This window comes from Microbacterium arabinogalactanolyticum (assembly GCF_030268005.1).
Lineage (GTDB): Bacteria > Actinomycetota > Actinomycetes > Actinomycetales > Microbacteriaceae > Microbacterium > Microbacterium arabinogalactanolyticum.
Window position 1 is genome coordinate 18,709 of sequence record NZ_BRZC01000001.1, and the last position, 15,225, is coordinate 33,933.

Here is a 15,225-nt window from a genome sequence, read left to right on the forward strand (position 1 = left end):
CGTGTTCCAGAAATGACGGGTGCGGATGCCGGGGAGCCGCGCTTTCTGAGACAAGCTGCGACCGGCGTCTCAGAACGGACGGTGCGCGAAATGCAGAAGGCGGATGCCGGGCACGGGCCCGGCATCCGCCTGAGAGTGTCTGCGAGCGTTACGCCGCAACGGCCGCCACGGCGGCGATCGCGCTGGTGAAGAAGCCCAGTCCGTCGACGCCGGAGCGCATGGCATCCGCGGTGTCGGGACCGAAGCCGGGCTCGGTGGCGTGCTCGGGGTGCGGCATGAGGCCGACCACGTTGCCGCGCTCGTTCGTGAGGCCGGCGATGTCGCGCAGCGACCCGTTCGGGTTCACGCCCGCGTAGCGGAACGCCACCAGGCCCTCGCCCTCGAGGTGGTCGAGCGTGTCATCCGCCGCGATGTAGCCGCCCTCGCCGTTCTTCAGCGGGATGACGATCTCCTGGCCCTGCGTGAACTCGCTGGTCCAGGCGGTGGTGGCGTTCTCGACCGTGAGCTTCTGGTCGCGGCGCACGAAGTGCTGGTGGTCGTTGCGGATCAGGCCGCCGGGCAGCAGGTGCGCCTCGACGAGCATCTGGAAGCCGTTGCAGATGCCGAGGATCGGCATGCCCTTCGCGGCGGCGTCCTTGACCTCGGCCATGATCGGCGAGAGCGCGGCGATCGCGCCGGAGCGCAGGTAGTCGCCGTAGCTGAAGCCACCGGGCAGGACGAGCGCGTCCACGCCCTCGAGGTCGTGCGAGCCGTGCCAGAGGGCGACGGGCTCGGCGCCGGCGATGCGCACCGCGCGCTGCGCGTCCCGATCGTCGAGCGAACCGGGGAAGGTGATGACCCCGATGCGTGCGGTCACTGCGCGACCTCGACGCCCACGACGTCCTCGATCACGGAGTTGGAGAGCACATCCTCGGCCACGCGGCGGGCCTCGGCGAGCAGCTCGTCGGTGACCTCACCGTCGACGGTGAGCTCGAAGCGCTTGCCGATGCGGACCTGGCTGAAGCCCTCGACGCCCAGCCGGGCGAAGGCGCCGGAGACGGCCTTCCCCTGCGGGTCGAGCAGTTCGGCCTTGGGCATGACGTCGACGACGATGGTGGGCACGGCTGGCCTCCAGGAACGCGCGGGCGGGAACAGGAAAGAGTCTACCGCCCGCCGACCGGGCTCCCGCCCCGGGGGAGACGGATGCCGAGTGCGGCGGGCGGTAGGAGGGCCCGGGCGGTTTCGCACCCCTCAGTGTTTCCGCCCGGGCCGCAGTCGAGGTTTCCCCAGTCCTCACTCAGCTCACGAGTGACCCCCCAATCGAGAGCAGTCCCTTCCCCAGCAGGCTAGAGTCTTCGCACGGCCTGCGCATCGTGGAGAGCGCATCTGCACCCCACTCTCCAAGGTGCGGGCGCGGGGGAGGGGATGGATGTGAAGCTCAGCAGGCTCGCGGCGACCAGCGGCGTCAGCACCACCACGATCAAGCACTGGATCCGGGTGGGGATCATGCCCGCCGGTCGTCTCAAGAACGCGACCACGGCGGTGTACGAGCAGCGTCATGTCGATCGGGCCCGCCTCATCCTCGTGATGCGCGATGTCTACGGTGCGTCGATCGCGTCGATCCGCTCGCTGACCGAGCTGATCGACACCCCGGGCGTCCTGACGCTGGACGTGATGAACGCCTGTCAGGCGTTCGCGCTCGGCGTCCCGGAGGGCATCGCCGACGACCCCGCGTACGCGGAATTCCGGGAGCGCACCTACGAGCTGATGCGCCGCCGCGACTGGCGCGGCTATCCCGGGGCGGCCGAGCGCGGGCTCACCTTCGCACTCGCCCAGGCATCCGAGGTCGGTCTCGACTACGACGTCGAGGAGCTGATGGAGTACGCCGACGCGCTGGAACCGCTGGCCGGCCGCAATGTCGCGGCGCTCGGTCCCGAGGGCTCGGCCGACGAGGTGGCCAGGCGGATGCTGCTCGCCGTCAACGCCCGCGCACGGCAGCTGGTCGCGGTGAGCAGTCTGGCGCACGCCGCGGCATCCGTCCGCTCGGCGATCGAGGCGGGCAGGGCGCCCGCCGACATCGCGCGGCCGCCCGCGGCGCGCGGCTGACGCATCCGTCAGGAGGAGCGGAAGACCGTGTGCAGGTCGCCGATCACGTCGCGCCCGCCGAGTCCTTCGATCTCGAACAGCACGCTGATCCCGGCAACCGTGTAGCCGAGGCTCTCGATCACGGTGCGGCCGGCGGCGAGCGTGCCGCCGGTGGCCAGCACGTCGTCGATCAGCAGGATCCGGGTGCCGGCCGGGAGGTCGTCGTGCATCTCGATCGTGGCGGTGCCGTACTCGAGGGCGTAGTCGACGGCCGCCGCGGGCTGCGGAAGCTTGCCTGCCTTGCGGATCGGCACGAAGCCGACGCCTGCGGTGATCGCGGCAGCGCCGGCGAGGATGAACCCGCGCGCCTCGACGCCGGCGACCACGTCGAAGGAGCCGGCGAACGGCTCGACGAGCGCCTCGGTCGTGGCGTGCAGCGCCCGCGCATCGGCCAGCAGCGGGGTGATGTCGCGGAACAGGATTCCGGGCTGCGGGTAGTCCGGGATCGAACGGATCAGGGACTCGGCGCGCGCCAGTTCGGGATTCACCCGCCAAGGGTACCGGACCGACCTCGGAGCGACATGCATGGGAGCGCTCCCAGCCAGTCGTGGCATCATAAGAGGATGACCCGATCCTTCCCCGACGACTTCCTGTTCGGCGCCGCGACGGCCGCCTATCAGATCGAGGGCGCGGCCTTCGAGGACGGACGCACCGCGTCCATCTGGGACGCGTTCGCGCGCGTGCCCGGCGCGGTCGTGAACGCCGACAACGGCGACATCGCCTGCGGCCATTACCACCGCTACCGCGGCGATGTGGCGCTCATGAAGGAGCTCGGCCTGCAGACCTACCGGTTCTCCACGTCGTGGTCGCGCGTGCGGCCGGACGGTGGCGCGGTCAACGCGAAGGGCCTCGACTTCTACAGCCGGCTCGTCGACGAGCTGCTCGGCGCCGGCATCGTGCCGTGGCTGACCCTGCACCACTGGGACATGCCGCAGGCGCTCGAGGAGCAGGGCGGCTGGACCGTCCGCGACATCGCGGATCGCTTCACCGAGTACGCGCTCAGCGTGCACGACGCCCTGGGCGACCGCGTGCAGCACTGGACCACCATGAACGAGCCGTGGTGCTCGTCGTTCCTCTCGTACACCGCCGGCGTGCACGCGCCCGGTCGCACCAGCATCCGCGACGGTCTGCTCGCGTCCCACCATCTGCTGCTCGCACACGGCCAGGCTGTGCAGGCGCTGCGCGCGCGCGACGCGGACCTCGACCTCGGGATCACGCTCAACCTCACCGTCGCCGACCCGGCCGATGCCGACGATCCGCTCGACATCGCCGCCGCGCGCCGCATCGACGGACAGTTCAACCGCTGGTTCCTCGATCCGCTCTTCCTCGGGGAGTATCCGAGCGACATCGTCCGCGACATCCGCGCGGTCGACCCCGCCGCGGTCTCCGACTGGCAGGATGCGGTGCATGACGGCGACCTCGCCGTGATCTCCACCCCGCTGGACGCACTGGGCATCAACTACTACCACGGCGAGCTGCTGTCCGGGCATCCGCAGCCGGGCGGCGAGGGCGACCCGCACGAGACGCCGGGCCAGCAGCGGGAGACCGCCTCGCCGTTCCCCTCGCACGAGGACATCCACTGGGTCGAGCGCGGTCTGCCGCGCACCGACATGGGCTGGGAGGTGCAGCCCGACGGCCTCACCCGGCTGCTCCGCCGCGTCGCCGACGAGTACTCCGGCGCCGTTCCGCTGTACGTCACCGAGAACGGCGTCGCATACGACGACGTGGTCGGGAGCGACGGGGAGGTGGCGGATGCCGGCCGTGTCGCGTTCCTGCGCGATCACGTCGCGGCGACGCTGGACGCCATCGAGCAGGGCGTCGACGTGCGCGGCTACTTCTACTGGTCGCTGATGGACAACTACGAGTGGGCCTGGGGCTACGCCAAGCGCTTCGGCATCGTGCGCGTCGACTACGAGACCCAGCGGCGCACCGTCAAGGAGAGCGGACGGGAGTACGCTCGCATCATCGCCGCCCGGGCGATCTGACCCTCAACGGGTCTTCGAAACACCTGGGTCGCTGAGCCTGTCGAAGCGTCGCCCACCCGAAACGAGACGATGATGCCCCGCTCCACGATCGAAGAGGTCGCCGCGCTCGCCGGCGTCTCGCGCTCGACCGTGTCCCGAGTCGTGAACGGCTCCACGGCGGTCAGCCCCGAGGCGCTCGCCGCCGTGCAGACCGCCATCGCCCAGCTGAACTACGCGCCCAACCGTGCCGCCCGCTCCCTCGCCAGCCGGCAGACGTACGCGATCGGGCTGGTGGTCCCCGAGGACACCACGCGCTTCTTCGGCGACCCGTTCCTGGCATCCGTCGTCGCCGGGATCAGCGCGCGCCTGGCGGACTCGGACTACATCCTCAACCTGCTCATCGCCAGCGATGACCCGGGCGGCAAGATGGTGCGCTTCGTGCGCAACGGCGGGGTGGATGCCGCGATCATCGTGTCGCATCACACCAGCGACTCGTTCGTCGGGAGCATCGCCGACGCCGTGCCGGTGGTGTTCGGCGGTCGCCGGTCGAACGCGCAGGACAGCGACATCATCATCGACGTCGACAACGTGGCCGCTGCCCGTGATGCTGTCGCCCATCTGATCGCGCTCGGACGCCGTCGCATCGCGACGATCACGGGCACCATGACCATGTCGGTCAGCATCGACCGGCGAGACGGCTTCCTGGCCGCGCTGGCGGATGCCGGACTCGAGCCCGCAGGCGAGGTCGACGGCGACTTCAGCGAGCAGGGCGGGGCGGATGCCGCCGCGCGTCTTCTCGAGCAGCCCGAGCGTCCGGATGCGATCTTCATCGCCAGCGATCTGATGGCCCGCGGTGCGATCGGCGTGCTGCGCTCGGCCGGGCTGCGCGTCCCGGAGGATGTGGCAGTGATCGGCTTCGACGACTCCGCCCTGGCCGCGGCATCCGATCTGACCAGCGTGCGCCAGCCGATGTTCCATCAGGGCGAGATGCTCGCCGGCATGATCATCGACGTGCTCGCAGGACGACGCCCGGCGCCGCTGACGATCCTGCCGACCGAGCTGGTCGTGCGAGGATCGGCGCCCGCGGTCTGAGCGTCAGGCCGGTCCCGAACGCGACCCGGGCCCGGTCGCGAACGACCGGGCCCGGGTGGAAACGACGGGGAGTGCGTCAGTTCCCGTAGAGAGCGACCACGCCTGCGCGGTCGGTGCTCGTCATCGACAGGTCGTCCGAGGTGCCGTTGCACTGCGGGTAGTGCATGATCGACGAGGAGTCATAGGGCGTGAGCGGACGCCAGTTGTTGTCCTCGAAGCACGTGCCCGACTCGGGACGCGTGTGCTCGTGGCGGAAGCCGAGCGTGTGCCCGAGCTCGTGGCCGAGGATGTTCGTCGGCGTCCAGGAGCCCGACGACCAGATCGAGTCGTCGACGAGGACGTTCATCTGACGATCCGGCGTGCTGGGGAAGAACGCGCGGGCGATGTACTGGGACGTCTGGACCGGCTCGACCGAGAACAGCACTGACTTGTTGCGCGTGGTGCAGTTGCCGTCGGCGCTGCTGACGTAGACGAAGTCGATCGCCGAGGATGCCGACTCCCACAGGGCGGCGCCGCTCTCCATCGCGGCGACGATGTCGTCGTGACGCGCGCCGAACTTGGTGCTCACGCAGTAGGTCAGGTTGCCGACCTGCGCGGCGGACCACTTGTCGTCGACGCCGTTGACGGTGTTGACGATCAGGCCGTCGGTCAGCGAGTCGGACCCGACGAGCCGGTTGTAGAAGGTGCGCAGCTCCCCCTTCCCCGAGATCAGCTCGTCGCCGTTGACGACGTAGCCGCCGTCGATGTCGCGATAGGTCGATGCGGCGAACTCCTGATAGCTCGGGATGCCGGAATCGACGGTGGGCGTCGCCGCGGCGGCGGGGATTGCCGCGCCGAGGCTGAGTGCGGCGGCTGCGGTGGCAGCCAGCGCGATCGTTCTCTTGATTCGCATGGAATGCTCCTTGTGAACTGAGCGATTCCGCCCGCCTGGTCGGCGAACGGACCTCGGATCCGGCCGTTGAGCGTCCTTGCGTCGTGGTCCGACTCCGAAGCCCGCTCAACGTAACGAGCGTTTTTGGACCCTGTCAAGCAACTGGAGAATGGGCCGCGGACATCTGGCGGATGGGTTCCAGGAGGGCGCGTTCGCCTGTCCGTTCGTCATGCAGACACTGTCCATTTGTCATGCATCCGCTGTCCGTTCGTCATGAGGGCCGAACCGCGAGGAGCGCCGGAAGCGAGCGGGCTGCGAAACCCGCCGCGCTCCCGGCGCTCCTCGATGCTCAGCGGCCTGCGGGCCGCGTTCAGCTGTTCTCGCCGACCACCTGGATCAGCTCGCGGGCCTGCCCCGCGATCGCGCTGCGCCACGCGTCGAACGTGGCATCGCTCACTCCGAAGTCCGACTCGAAGTGCTGCATGTCCGGAGTGTGGATGTGCCCCGCCGGAATGGTCAGCCCCATCCGGTCGCGCAGCAGCGTGTTGCGGTAGGCCGACTCGTTCGACAGGTACGAACCGCCGGCGCCGCTGCGGGCGCATGAGTCGGCGGGCGGCGGCGTGGGGGCGACGGACGGCGGGTACACGACCTCGCGCTGGTTCACGCTCGTCACGACGGGCGAGGAGCAGTCGGCGAAGTACGAGTAGTTCGTGTTCCAGACCGCGCCGAAGGCGACGGACTCATCCGGCCAGGTGTCCCCCGGAGGGCGCGGGATGTCGGAGCCGGTGCGCGCCGCGATCATCTGCTCCATGGGCAGGGTCGCAGAGGTCCACTGCGGCGGATCGGTGAGGGTGTCCCCGCCGCCCCAGCGGTCGACGACCTGCGTGTTGCAGCCGATGTTGTCCACCGCGAGCTCCGGCACGCCTCCGATCGTCGTGCACGGGGTGTAGCGGTCGTTGCCGAGAGTGGGGCCGTGGTAACGCCCGTTCCACTGCTCGAGGTTGAACTGCGAGCCGCCGGCCTGGCTCACCGTGATCGATGCGTCGAGCTGCCGCTTGCCGGGGCGCATGAACGGCCCGACGGTGTCCTCGAGGTAGCCGCGCTCGAACTCGGGGTAGCTCACGGGCAGCGTGTAGGCCTCGTAGAAGATGACCGTGCCGTCGGGCTCGGTCGTCGTCGTGCCGTCGATGGACAGGGCCGTCGCTCCGGACGGGTTGCCGTGGCGGATGTTGTTGCCCACGGTGCCGGGCGCGGAGCCGGTCTCGCCTCCGTCGAGGGTGTACGGGTCGAAGCCGCTGACCAGGACGCGCTTGACGTCTCCGGCGGGGAACGAGATGTCGCCCATGCCGCGCGAGGCCCTGTCGAACGCCTCGACCAGCTCTGCGCGCTGCTCGGTGGTCATGGCGAAGCCCGCCTTCCACTGGTGCAGCACCGACATCGCCTCGATGCGCGTCCAGTACAGCGGCCGGTCGTCGCCGGCCGGGAGCACGCCTTCGACCGGGCCCGTCGACTGGGCGCGCTTCACAGCATCCCGCCACAGGTGCGTGCCGAGTCGCTTCACGGTCTCGGTGGCCTTGGCGAGGGACTTCTGGTCGCAGAGCCTGCCCGCGAACGCCGTCGTCCAGTCGCCGAGACCGGCCCCCTCGACCATGGCGCGGGCGAAGGTCCGGTCCGCGGGCCGGGACGGATCCGCAGCATCGGGGAGCACGGCCGTGAGGCGCGACTCCTCGACCGTGATCGGGAGGGCGGCGTCCGTGCATCCGCGAGGAGCGAGGGCGGCGATCGTCGCGCTGACCTCAGGCGCGGCGGGGATCAGTGCCGTCATCGAGCGCGGCCCGGCGTCGTCGGCGGGGGACGCCGTGGCCGCCGATGCGCCCGCGAGGGCGAGTGTGGAGCCGACCGCGAGCACCAGGAGGGCGCTGCCGGTCGTGCGTCGTCTGAACTTCCATGTCGCCGAACTGCGCGGGGCGCGAGCTGGGGAGGGGCGCATGATCATCCTTCCGCGTTGAAGAAACGTTGTTCCTCGACACGGTAGGGATTGTTGAACAAGAAAGCAATGATTGTTCAGCGGATGGATGCGCGGGAGTTCAGGCCTTGCCCATGCGGGTGAAGGCGCCGAGCACGGTGCGCTCGGATGCCATCAGGTAGCGCTCCAGCTCATCGGCCGCCGCCGCGGGGCCTCTCTCAAGCAGGGTCTCCAGCACCGCGCGGTTCTTGCGCACGAAGGGCTCGTGCAGGGCTCGCGGGTCGTCGATCTCGAGGAACACCAGGCGCAGCTCTGCGGCGACGTCGCGGTAGGTGCGGGCCAGCCGGGGGCTGTCGGCCAGGGCGACGATCGCGTCGTGGAAGGCCATGTTGGCGCTGCCCACGCGGCGCCAGTCCTCGGCGGGGAGGTGCTCCTCGGCATCCGCCAGCGATTCCTTCATCAGGCGGACCGCCGGATGCTCGGGCTCGGAGTGGCGCAGTGCCGTGCACTCGATCACGCGGCGGGCGCGGTAGATGTCGATCACGTCGGCGATCGTGGGGGATGCCACCGAGACGCCGCGATGCGGCACGTGCTCGATCAGGCCCTGCTCGGCGAGCACGCGGAACGCCTCGCGCAGCGTGTTGCGCGACACCTCCAGCTGCTCGGCCAGGGTCGACTCGGACAGGCGTGAACCGGGGGCGAAGTCGCCGTCGATGATCCTCTCGCGCAGGATGTCGACGAGCGGGGTGTGCGTGGGCATAGCACCAGGGTAGGGGGAGGGTGCGCGTCATGAAAGATTGTTCAACAATCCGGCCTGATATGTTCTACACTCGGTGTCATCCGACACCCACCAACGACGATGGGACCTCCCCTCATGTCCGAGCAGACACCTCCTGCCCTCTCCGCCGAGGACGAAGCGCGCCTGGCCGCCGCGAAGAAGCGCGTGGGCCGCAGCGCCGTCATCGGCGCCATCTTCCTCATGGCGACCTCCGCCATCGGCCCCGGGTTCATCACCCAGACCGCCACCTTCACCGCGAAGATGGGATCGGCGTTCGCGTTCGCCATCCTGCTCTCGGTGATCATCGACATCTGCGTGCAGCTGAACATCTGGCGCATGATCACCTCGTCCGGCAAGCGCGCCGGTGAACTCGCCAACAGCGCGATCCCCTTCTCCGGCCACGTCATCGCCGTGCTCGTCATCATCGGCGGCCTGGCGTTCAACATCGGCAACATCGCCGGCGGCGGACTGGGCCTGAACGCCCTGCTCGGCGTCGACCCGAAGATCGGCGGCCTGATCACCGGAGCGCTCGCGATCATCATCTTCCTGATCAAGAAGGCCGGACCGGTGATGGACGTCGTGCTCATCATCCTCGGCGTCGGCATGATCGTGATGACGGTGATCGTCGCGATCGTCTCCGGCCCGCCGATCGGCGACGCGCTGCGCCAGACCGTGCTGCCCGACAAGATCGACTTCGCCACCATCACCACGATCGTCGGCGGCACCGTCGGCGGCTACATCACCTACTCGGGCGCGCACCGCTACCTGGCATCCGGCCACACCGGCCCGGAGCACGCCGGACCCGTGATGCGCGCGGCCGCCAACGGCGTCTTCGTCACCGGCATCATGCGGTACGTGCTGTTCCTCGCGATCCTCGGCGTCGTCGCCTCCGGCGTCACCCTCGACCTGTCCAGCCAGGCCGCCAACCCCGCCGGCCAGGCGTTCGGCGCCGTGCTCGGCGACACGGGCCTGCGCATCTTCGGCGCCATCTTCTGGGCCGCGGCGCTCAGCTCGGTGATCGGCGCCGCCTACACCTCGGCAACATTCCTCTCCACGTTCCACAAGCGGTTCCTGGGCGGCTGGTCGCTGCAGTGGGCCACGGTCGCGTTCATCGTCGTGTCGTGGATCATCTACCTGCTCATCGGCACCGCGCCGGCGGCGATCCTCGTGTTCGTCGGCGGCTTCAACGGCCTGATCCTGCCGATCGGACTGACCGTGTTCATGTACATCGGCTGGTTCCGCCGCGACCTGCTGGGGGCGCGCAAGTACCCGCTGTGGCTCCTCATCGCCGGCACGCTGGTCACGCTGCTGACCTGGTACATGGGCGCCGTCTCGATCGGCCCGATCTTCGCCTTCCTCGGCGTCGGGGCCTGAGCCGCGCACTCATCACTCAACGGAAGGGGCCGACATGGCATCCATCGATCTGAACTCCGACCTGGGCGAGAACACCCTCGACCGCATCGTCGGGGACGACGCGGCCATGCTCGAGATCGTCACCAGTGCGAACGTGGCGTGCGGGTTCCACGCCGGCAGCCCCGAGGGCATCCGGTCGACGCTCGACGCGGCTGTGCGCAACGGAGTGGTGATCGGCGCCCACCCGGGATACCGCGACTACGAGAACTTCGGGCGCACGAACGTCGAGATCGACTCGGCAACGCTGCAGGCCCACGTCGAATATCAGCTGGGCGCGTTGGAGGGCCTCGCGAAGGCGGCCGGCGGCAGGGTCGCGTACGTGAAGCCGCACGGCGCGCTGTACAACACGATCGCGCGCGACGAGCGGCAGGCGGCCGACGTCGTCGCCGCGATCAAGGCGATCGATCCGGACCTCGTGCTGCTGGGCCTGGCAGGCGGCGTGGTGCTCGAGGTCGCGTCTCGCGCCGGGCTCGCCGTCGCGGCCGAGGCCTTCGCCGACCGCGCCTACCAGCCCGACGGGCAGCTCGTCTCGCGCACGCAGGAGGGCGCCGTGCTCCACGACGCGACCGCGGTCGCGGAGCGCATGGTGCGGTTCGCCGAGACCGGCGTGATCCGTGCGATCGACGGCACGGATGTGCGTGTCGACGCGCAGTCGATCTGCGTGCACGGCGACAGCGCCGGCGCCATCGCGATGGCGACCGAGACCAAGCGGATGCTGCAGGAGGCGGGCATCGCGATCGCTCCGTTCGCGGGCCGGGGAGCCTGAGATGACCGTCGTCGCCACCCTCGACCAGCTCACCGCCGCACGCGCCGCACGTCGCGCGTACCGCGAGGGTCTCGCCGAGCCCACCAGCGGGGTGGCGGCGGGCCTCACCCAGGCGAACCTGATCGCGGTGCCGGCCGACTGGGCCTTCGAGACGCTGCTCTACGCGCAGCGCAACCCGAAGCCCTGCCCCGTGCTGGAGGTCATCGAGCAGGGGAGCACCGAATCGGCGCTTGCACCGGGAAGCGACATCCGCACCGACATCGGCCGATACCGCATCTGGCGCGACGGCGAGCTGGCCGAGGAGGTCTCCGACGCGAGTGCGGCGTGGGCAGAGCATCCCGACCTCGTGGCGTTCCTGATCGGGTGCAGCTTCACGTTCGAGACCGGCCTGGTCGAGGCAGGCATCCCGATCCGGCATCAGGAACTGGGCCGCAACGTGCCGATGTACCGTACGAAAGTGGACTGCACTCCGGCGGGTCGGCTGCGCGGCGAGATGGTCGTCTCCATGAGGCCCATCCCCGCGGGCAGGGTGGCGGATGCTGTGCAGATCTCCGGGCGGACCCCCGCCGTCCACGGCGCTCCCGTGCACGTCGGGGACCCGGCCTCCCTCGGCATCCTCGACCTGGGCAGCCCCGACTTCGGTGACGCCCCCGAAGTGCGTGAGGGCGAGATCCCCGTCTTCTGGGCCTGCGGGGTCACTCCGCAGGCGGCGATCATGGCATCCCGGCCGCCGTTCGCCGTGACGCATGCTCCCGGCTACATGTTCATCACCGACGTGCCCGATGCGGAATACGTCGTCTGATGCGCATCCTCACCGCATCCGATCGCGCCCTGCTCGCGGAGGCCGCCGACCTCGATGAGGCCATGCGGCTCAACCTCGCATGGGATGGAGTGCCCGGCGTCGTCGAGCGCATCCCGGGCGCGCGCACCGTGCTGGTGCGCTTCGACCCGCTGAGGGTCTCGGCGGGCGAGCTGGCCGCGGTGCTGGAGTCGACCGAGGTGGATGCCGAGCACGTGCCGCACACCCGTGAGGTGAAGGTTCCCGTGCGCTACGACGGCGAGGACCTCGACGAGGTGGCGACGCTGCTCGGCGTCTCCGCGGAGGAGGTCGTGAACCGGCACCTCTCCGCCGAATGGCAGGTCGCGTTCTCGGGATTCGCGCCCGGATTCGGGTACACGGTCAGCACCGATCCGCTGTTCGACGTGCCGCGCCGCTCGTCGCCGCGCACCCGCGTGCCGGCGGGATCCGTGGCTCTGGCCGGGCACTTCACCGGCGTGTACCCGCGCGAGAGCCCGGGCGGCTGGCAGCTGATCGGCCGCACGGATGCCGCGATGTGGGACATCGACCGCGACCCGCCGGCGCTGCTCTCGCCGGGGACGCTGGTGAGGTTCGAGCGGGTTCGGGCTGCCGTCGCTGGGGCCCTGAGCCCGGATTCTGCGGGGTCCCTGACACTGGCGGAGGGTCCTGCGTCCGATGAGGGGGTGCTTCGACAGGCTCAGCAGCCCAACCCCGGCATCGAGGTCGTCCGGCCCTCGCTGCAGCTGCTCGTGCAGGACCTGGGGCGGTTCGGGCACGCCGCGCTCGGCGTCTCGGCATCCGGCGTCGCCGACCGCACCGCGCTGCGCGACGCCAACCGCGCGGTCGGGAACCGGCCGGATGCCGCCGTCCTGGAGAGCGTGGGCGGATGCGTGCTGCGGTTCCGCGGCGACGGGGTCGCGGCGGTCGCGGGAGCGATCGGCGAGCTGACCCTCACGGATGCCGCGGGAGCGACGCGCACGATCCCGCATGGCGCCCCCTTCGCGACGGCCGACGGCGACGAACTCGCGCTCGGCCACCCTGGGCACGGCCTGCGATACGTGATCGCGGTGCGCGGGGGCGTGCTCGCCCCGCAGGCGCTCGGCAGCACGGCATCCGACACCCTCGCCGGACTCGGGCCGGCGCCGCTCGCCGCGGGCGACATGCTCGGCATCGGGGAGGCGGGGCACCTCTCGGCCGATCCGCATCCGCAGCCGCGCGCGCTGCCGGCATCCGGCGACCTCGTCGAGCTCGACATCACCCTCGGGCCGCGCGACGACTGGTTCACTCCCGCCGCGATCGAGACGCTCACCGGCCAGGACTGGACGGTCACGCCGCGCTCCGACCGCGTCGGCATCCGCCTGCACGGCGAGACGCCTCTGGAGCGCTCGGTCGCCGGCGAGCTGCCCAGCGAGGGCGCGGTCAACGGTGCCATCCAGGTGCCGCCGGACGGCCAGCCCGTGCTGTTCCTGCCCGACCACCCGCTCACCGGCGGCTACCCGATCATCGGCGCGCTCACCGACCGCGGCCTCGATCTCGCCGGGCAGCTGCCGCCGGGCGCCCGCATCCGCTTCCGCATCGTCGATCCCGGGGAACCCGGACGATCCCCGTCCGCGTCGGCGAGTCGCGCAGCATTCGACGACGACATGCCGCAGTCGTCTCCGTTCTCCGACGCCATCCCCACCGAGAAGAGCCCGTCATGACCAAGATCCTGATCGCCAACCGCGGCGAGATCGCCGTGCGCGTGGTGCGCGCCTGCGCCGAGGCCGGGTACGTCTCGGTCGCCGTGTACGCCGACCAGGATGCCGACGCGCTGCACGTGCGCCTGGCGGACGAGGCCGTGGGGCTGGGCGGCGCCACCGCCGCTGACACCTATCTCTCGATCGATGCCCTGGTGGACGCCGCTCGCCGCAGCGGAGCGGACGCCGTGCACCCGGGCTACGGGTTCCTGTCCGAGAGCGCCGCGTTCGCCCGCGCCGTCGAGGATGCCGGCCTGATCTGGATCGGCCCCGCGCCCGCGAGCATCGAGGCGCTCGGCGACAAGATGACCGCGCGCCGCATCGCACAGCGCGTCGGCGCACCCCTGGCTGCCGGCACGGATCAGCCCCTGTCGGGCCCCGCCGAGGCGGTGGCCTTCGCCGAGGAGCACGGCGTGCCCATCGCGATCAAGGCCGCATACGGTGGTGGCGGCCGAGGCATCAAGGTCGTGCGCGAGCTCGCCGAGGTGGCCGAGGCGTTCGACGCCGCCACCCGCGAGGCGATCGTCGCCTTCGGCCGGGGCGAGTGCTTCGTGGAGCGGTTCCTGGAGAGCCCGCGCCACATCGAGGTGCAGGTGCTCGGCGACGGCCGGGGCGGCGTGATCGCGGTCGGCGACCGCGACTGCTCCATGCAGCGCCGCAACCAGAAGCTCATCGAGGAGGCCCCCGCACCCGGGCTGACCGCGGAGCAGCGCGAGCGCATCCACGAGGCCGCCCGACTCATCTGCGCCGAGGTCGACTACCGCAGCGCGGGCACCGTGGAGTTCCTGCTCGCCGCCGACGGCACGATCTCGTTCCTCGAGGTCAACACGCGCCTGCAGGTGGAGCATCCGATCACCGAGGAGGTCACGGGCGTCGACCTGGTGCGCGAGCAGTTCCGCATCGCGTTCGGCGAGGGTCCGTCGTTCCAGGGCACGCCGGAGCCGCACGGTCACGCGTTCGAGTTCCGCATCAACGCCGAGGACCCGGGCCGTGGATTCCTGCCCAGCCCGGGCATCGTGACCGGTCTGCGGGTCCCGGGCGGCCCCGGCGTGCGCTGGGACAGCGGCATCGAGGCCGGGGATGCCGTGCAGCCGGCGTTCGACTCCATGATCGCCAAGCTCATCGTGCACGCCGACTCCCGCGATGCTGCCCTCGTGCGCGCTCGCCGAGCGCTGCGCGAGCTGGAGGTCGAGGGGCCCGCGACCGTGATCGGCTTCGACCGCCTCGCCGTCGAGCAGCCCGAGTTCGCGACCGACGGCTTCGCCGTGCACACGCAGTGGATCGAGGCGGCGCTGCTTCCGCGTCTCGAGCCGCAGCTGCGTCCGGCGCCGGTCCCGGATGCGGGTCTGCAGCGCTTCCCGGTCGAGATCGACGGGCGCCGCGTGATGCTCGGACTGCCGACGGCTCTGCTGGCCGGGTTCGCGGGCGCCGCTGCCGCGCCCTCGGCCGGGACGGAAGCCGCCGATCCGGCCGAACTGCACGCGCCCGTGCCGGGCACGCTCGTGCGCTGGCTCGTGGACGACGGCGCGAGCGTCGCCGAGGGTGACACGGTCGCCGTGCTGGATGCCATGAAGATGGAGACGCCGGTGCCTGCGCACCGCGCGGGCACTCTCGCGCACGTGGTGTCGGTGGGCGACATGGTCGCCGCGGATGCCGTGATCGGCCGCATCGGCTGAGGCCGAGGCATCCGGTCGGACATCGCCGCTGCGTCCCGCC

Annotated in this window: 14 protein-coding genes; 8 read left to right on the top strand and 6 right to left on the bottom strand. The window is 70.7% G+C overall.

The genetic code is table 11. The features are described from left to right. Positions 1-148: 148 nt before the first annotated feature. Together purQ and purS are read right to left on the bottom strand one after the other, a co-directional pair. Positions 149-856, bottom strand: a complete 708-nt coding sequence (gene purQ, locus MIAR_RS00090; RefSeq protein ID WP_285629745.1) for a phosphoribosylformylglycinamidine synthase subunit PurQ — start codon at positions 854-856, stop codon at positions 149-151. Then, positions 853-1,101, bottom strand: a complete 249-nt coding sequence (gene purS, locus MIAR_RS00095; protein ID WP_285629749.1) for a phosphoribosylformylglycinamidine synthase subunit PurS — start codon at positions 1,099-1,101, stop codon at positions 853-855. Before purS ends, purQ begins: the two co-directional genes overlap by 4 nt. A 309-nt stretch (positions 1,102-1,410) precedes the next feature. On the opposite strand from purS, the gene MIAR_RS00100 reads away from it, so the two are divergent. Beyond that, positions 1,411-2,085, top strand: a complete 675-nt coding sequence (locus MIAR_RS00100) for a MerR family transcriptional regulator (protein ID WP_285629751.1) — start codon at positions 1,411-1,413, stop codon at positions 2,083-2,085. Positions 2,086-2,093: 8 nt separating this feature from the next. Here MIAR_RS00100 and MIAR_RS00105 read toward each other — a convergent pair whose 3' ends face one another. Further along, positions 2,094-2,612 carry an adenine phosphoribosyltransferase gene (locus MIAR_RS00105; RefSeq protein ID WP_285629753.1) on the bottom strand — a complete coding sequence of 173 codons (519 nt, stop codon included), beginning with the start codon at positions 2,610-2,612 and terminating at the stop codon, positions 2,094-2,096. Positions 2,613-2,687: 75 nt separating this feature from the next. On the opposite strand from MIAR_RS00105, the gene MIAR_RS00110 reads away from it, so the two are divergent. Both MIAR_RS00110 and MIAR_RS00115 read left to right on the top strand, forming a co-directional pair. Beyond that, positions 2,688-4,109 carry a GH1 family beta-glucosidase gene (locus tag MIAR_RS00110; RefSeq protein ID WP_285629755.1) on the top strand — a complete coding sequence of 474 codons (1,422 nt, stop codon included), beginning with the start codon at positions 2,688-2,690 and terminating at the stop codon, positions 4,107-4,109. A gap of 69 nt (positions 4,110-4,178) precedes the next feature. Further along, positions 4,179-5,180, top strand: a complete 1,002-nt coding sequence (locus MIAR_RS00115; RefSeq protein ID WP_285629760.1) for a LacI family DNA-binding transcriptional regulator — start codon at positions 4,179-4,181, stop codon at positions 5,178-5,180. 76 nt (positions 5,181-5,256) lie between these two features. Here the strand turns inward: MIAR_RS00115 and MIAR_RS00120 are convergent, their stop codons facing one another. From MIAR_RS00120 to MIAR_RS00130, 3 genes are all read right to left on the bottom strand, one after another. Beyond that, positions 5,257-6,072: a zinc metalloprotease gene (locus tag MIAR_RS00120; protein ID WP_285629762.1), complete on the bottom strand. Its 816-nt coding sequence runs from the start codon at positions 6,070-6,072 to the stop codon at positions 5,257-5,259. Positions 6,073-6,421: 349 nt separating this feature from the next. Next, entirely contained in the window at positions 6,422-8,041 is a 1,620-nt protein-coding gene (locus tag MIAR_RS00125) for a hypothetical protein (RefSeq protein ID WP_285629765.1), read from the bottom strand. Between the two features lie 97 nt (positions 8,042-8,138). After that, entirely contained in the window at positions 8,139-8,777 is a 639-nt protein-coding gene (locus MIAR_RS00130) for a GntR family transcriptional regulator (RefSeq protein WP_285629766.1), read from the bottom strand. A gap of 114 nt (positions 8,778-8,891) precedes the next feature. Between MIAR_RS00130 and MIAR_RS00135 the strand changes: the two genes are divergently transcribed. The 5 genes from MIAR_RS00135 to MIAR_RS00155 are packed head-to-tail and all read left to right on the top strand — an operon-like array spanning position 8,892 to position 15,185. Continuing rightward, the gene (locus MIAR_RS00135) at positions 8,892-10,169 is read left to right on the top strand and encodes an NRAMP family divalent metal transporter (RefSeq protein ID WP_285629768.1); all 1,278 of its coding nucleotides are present in this window, start codon (positions 8,892-8,894) and stop codon (positions 10,167-10,169) included. 34 nt (positions 10,170-10,203) lie between these two features. After that, the gene (locus MIAR_RS00140; protein WP_285629770.1) at positions 10,204-10,974 is read left to right on the top strand and encodes a LamB/YcsF family protein; all 771 of its coding nucleotides are present in this window, start codon (positions 10,204-10,206) and stop codon (positions 10,972-10,974) included. Position 10,975: 1 nt separating this feature from the next. Next, positions 10,976-11,776 (top strand): putative hydro-lyase, encoded by an 801-nt coding sequence (locus MIAR_RS00145; RefSeq protein WP_285629772.1) that lies wholly within the window; start codon positions 10,976-10,978, stop codon positions 11,774-11,776. Continuing rightward, positions 11,776-13,473, top strand: coding sequence for a 5-oxoprolinase subunit B/C family protein (locus tag MIAR_RS00150; protein WP_285629774.1), 1,698 nt, complete (start codon positions 11,776-11,778; stop codon positions 13,471-13,473). The genes MIAR_RS00145 and MIAR_RS00150 overlap by 1 nt, the downstream gene beginning before the upstream one ends. Beyond that, positions 13,470-15,185: an acetyl/propionyl/methylcrotonyl-CoA carboxylase subunit alpha gene (locus tag MIAR_RS00155; protein ID WP_285629775.1), complete on the top strand. Its 1,716-nt coding sequence runs from the start codon at positions 13,470-13,472 to the stop codon at positions 15,183-15,185. The genes MIAR_RS00150 and MIAR_RS00155 overlap by 4 nt, the downstream gene beginning before the upstream one ends. The last annotated feature ends 40 nt before the right edge of the window (positions 15,186-15,225 follow it).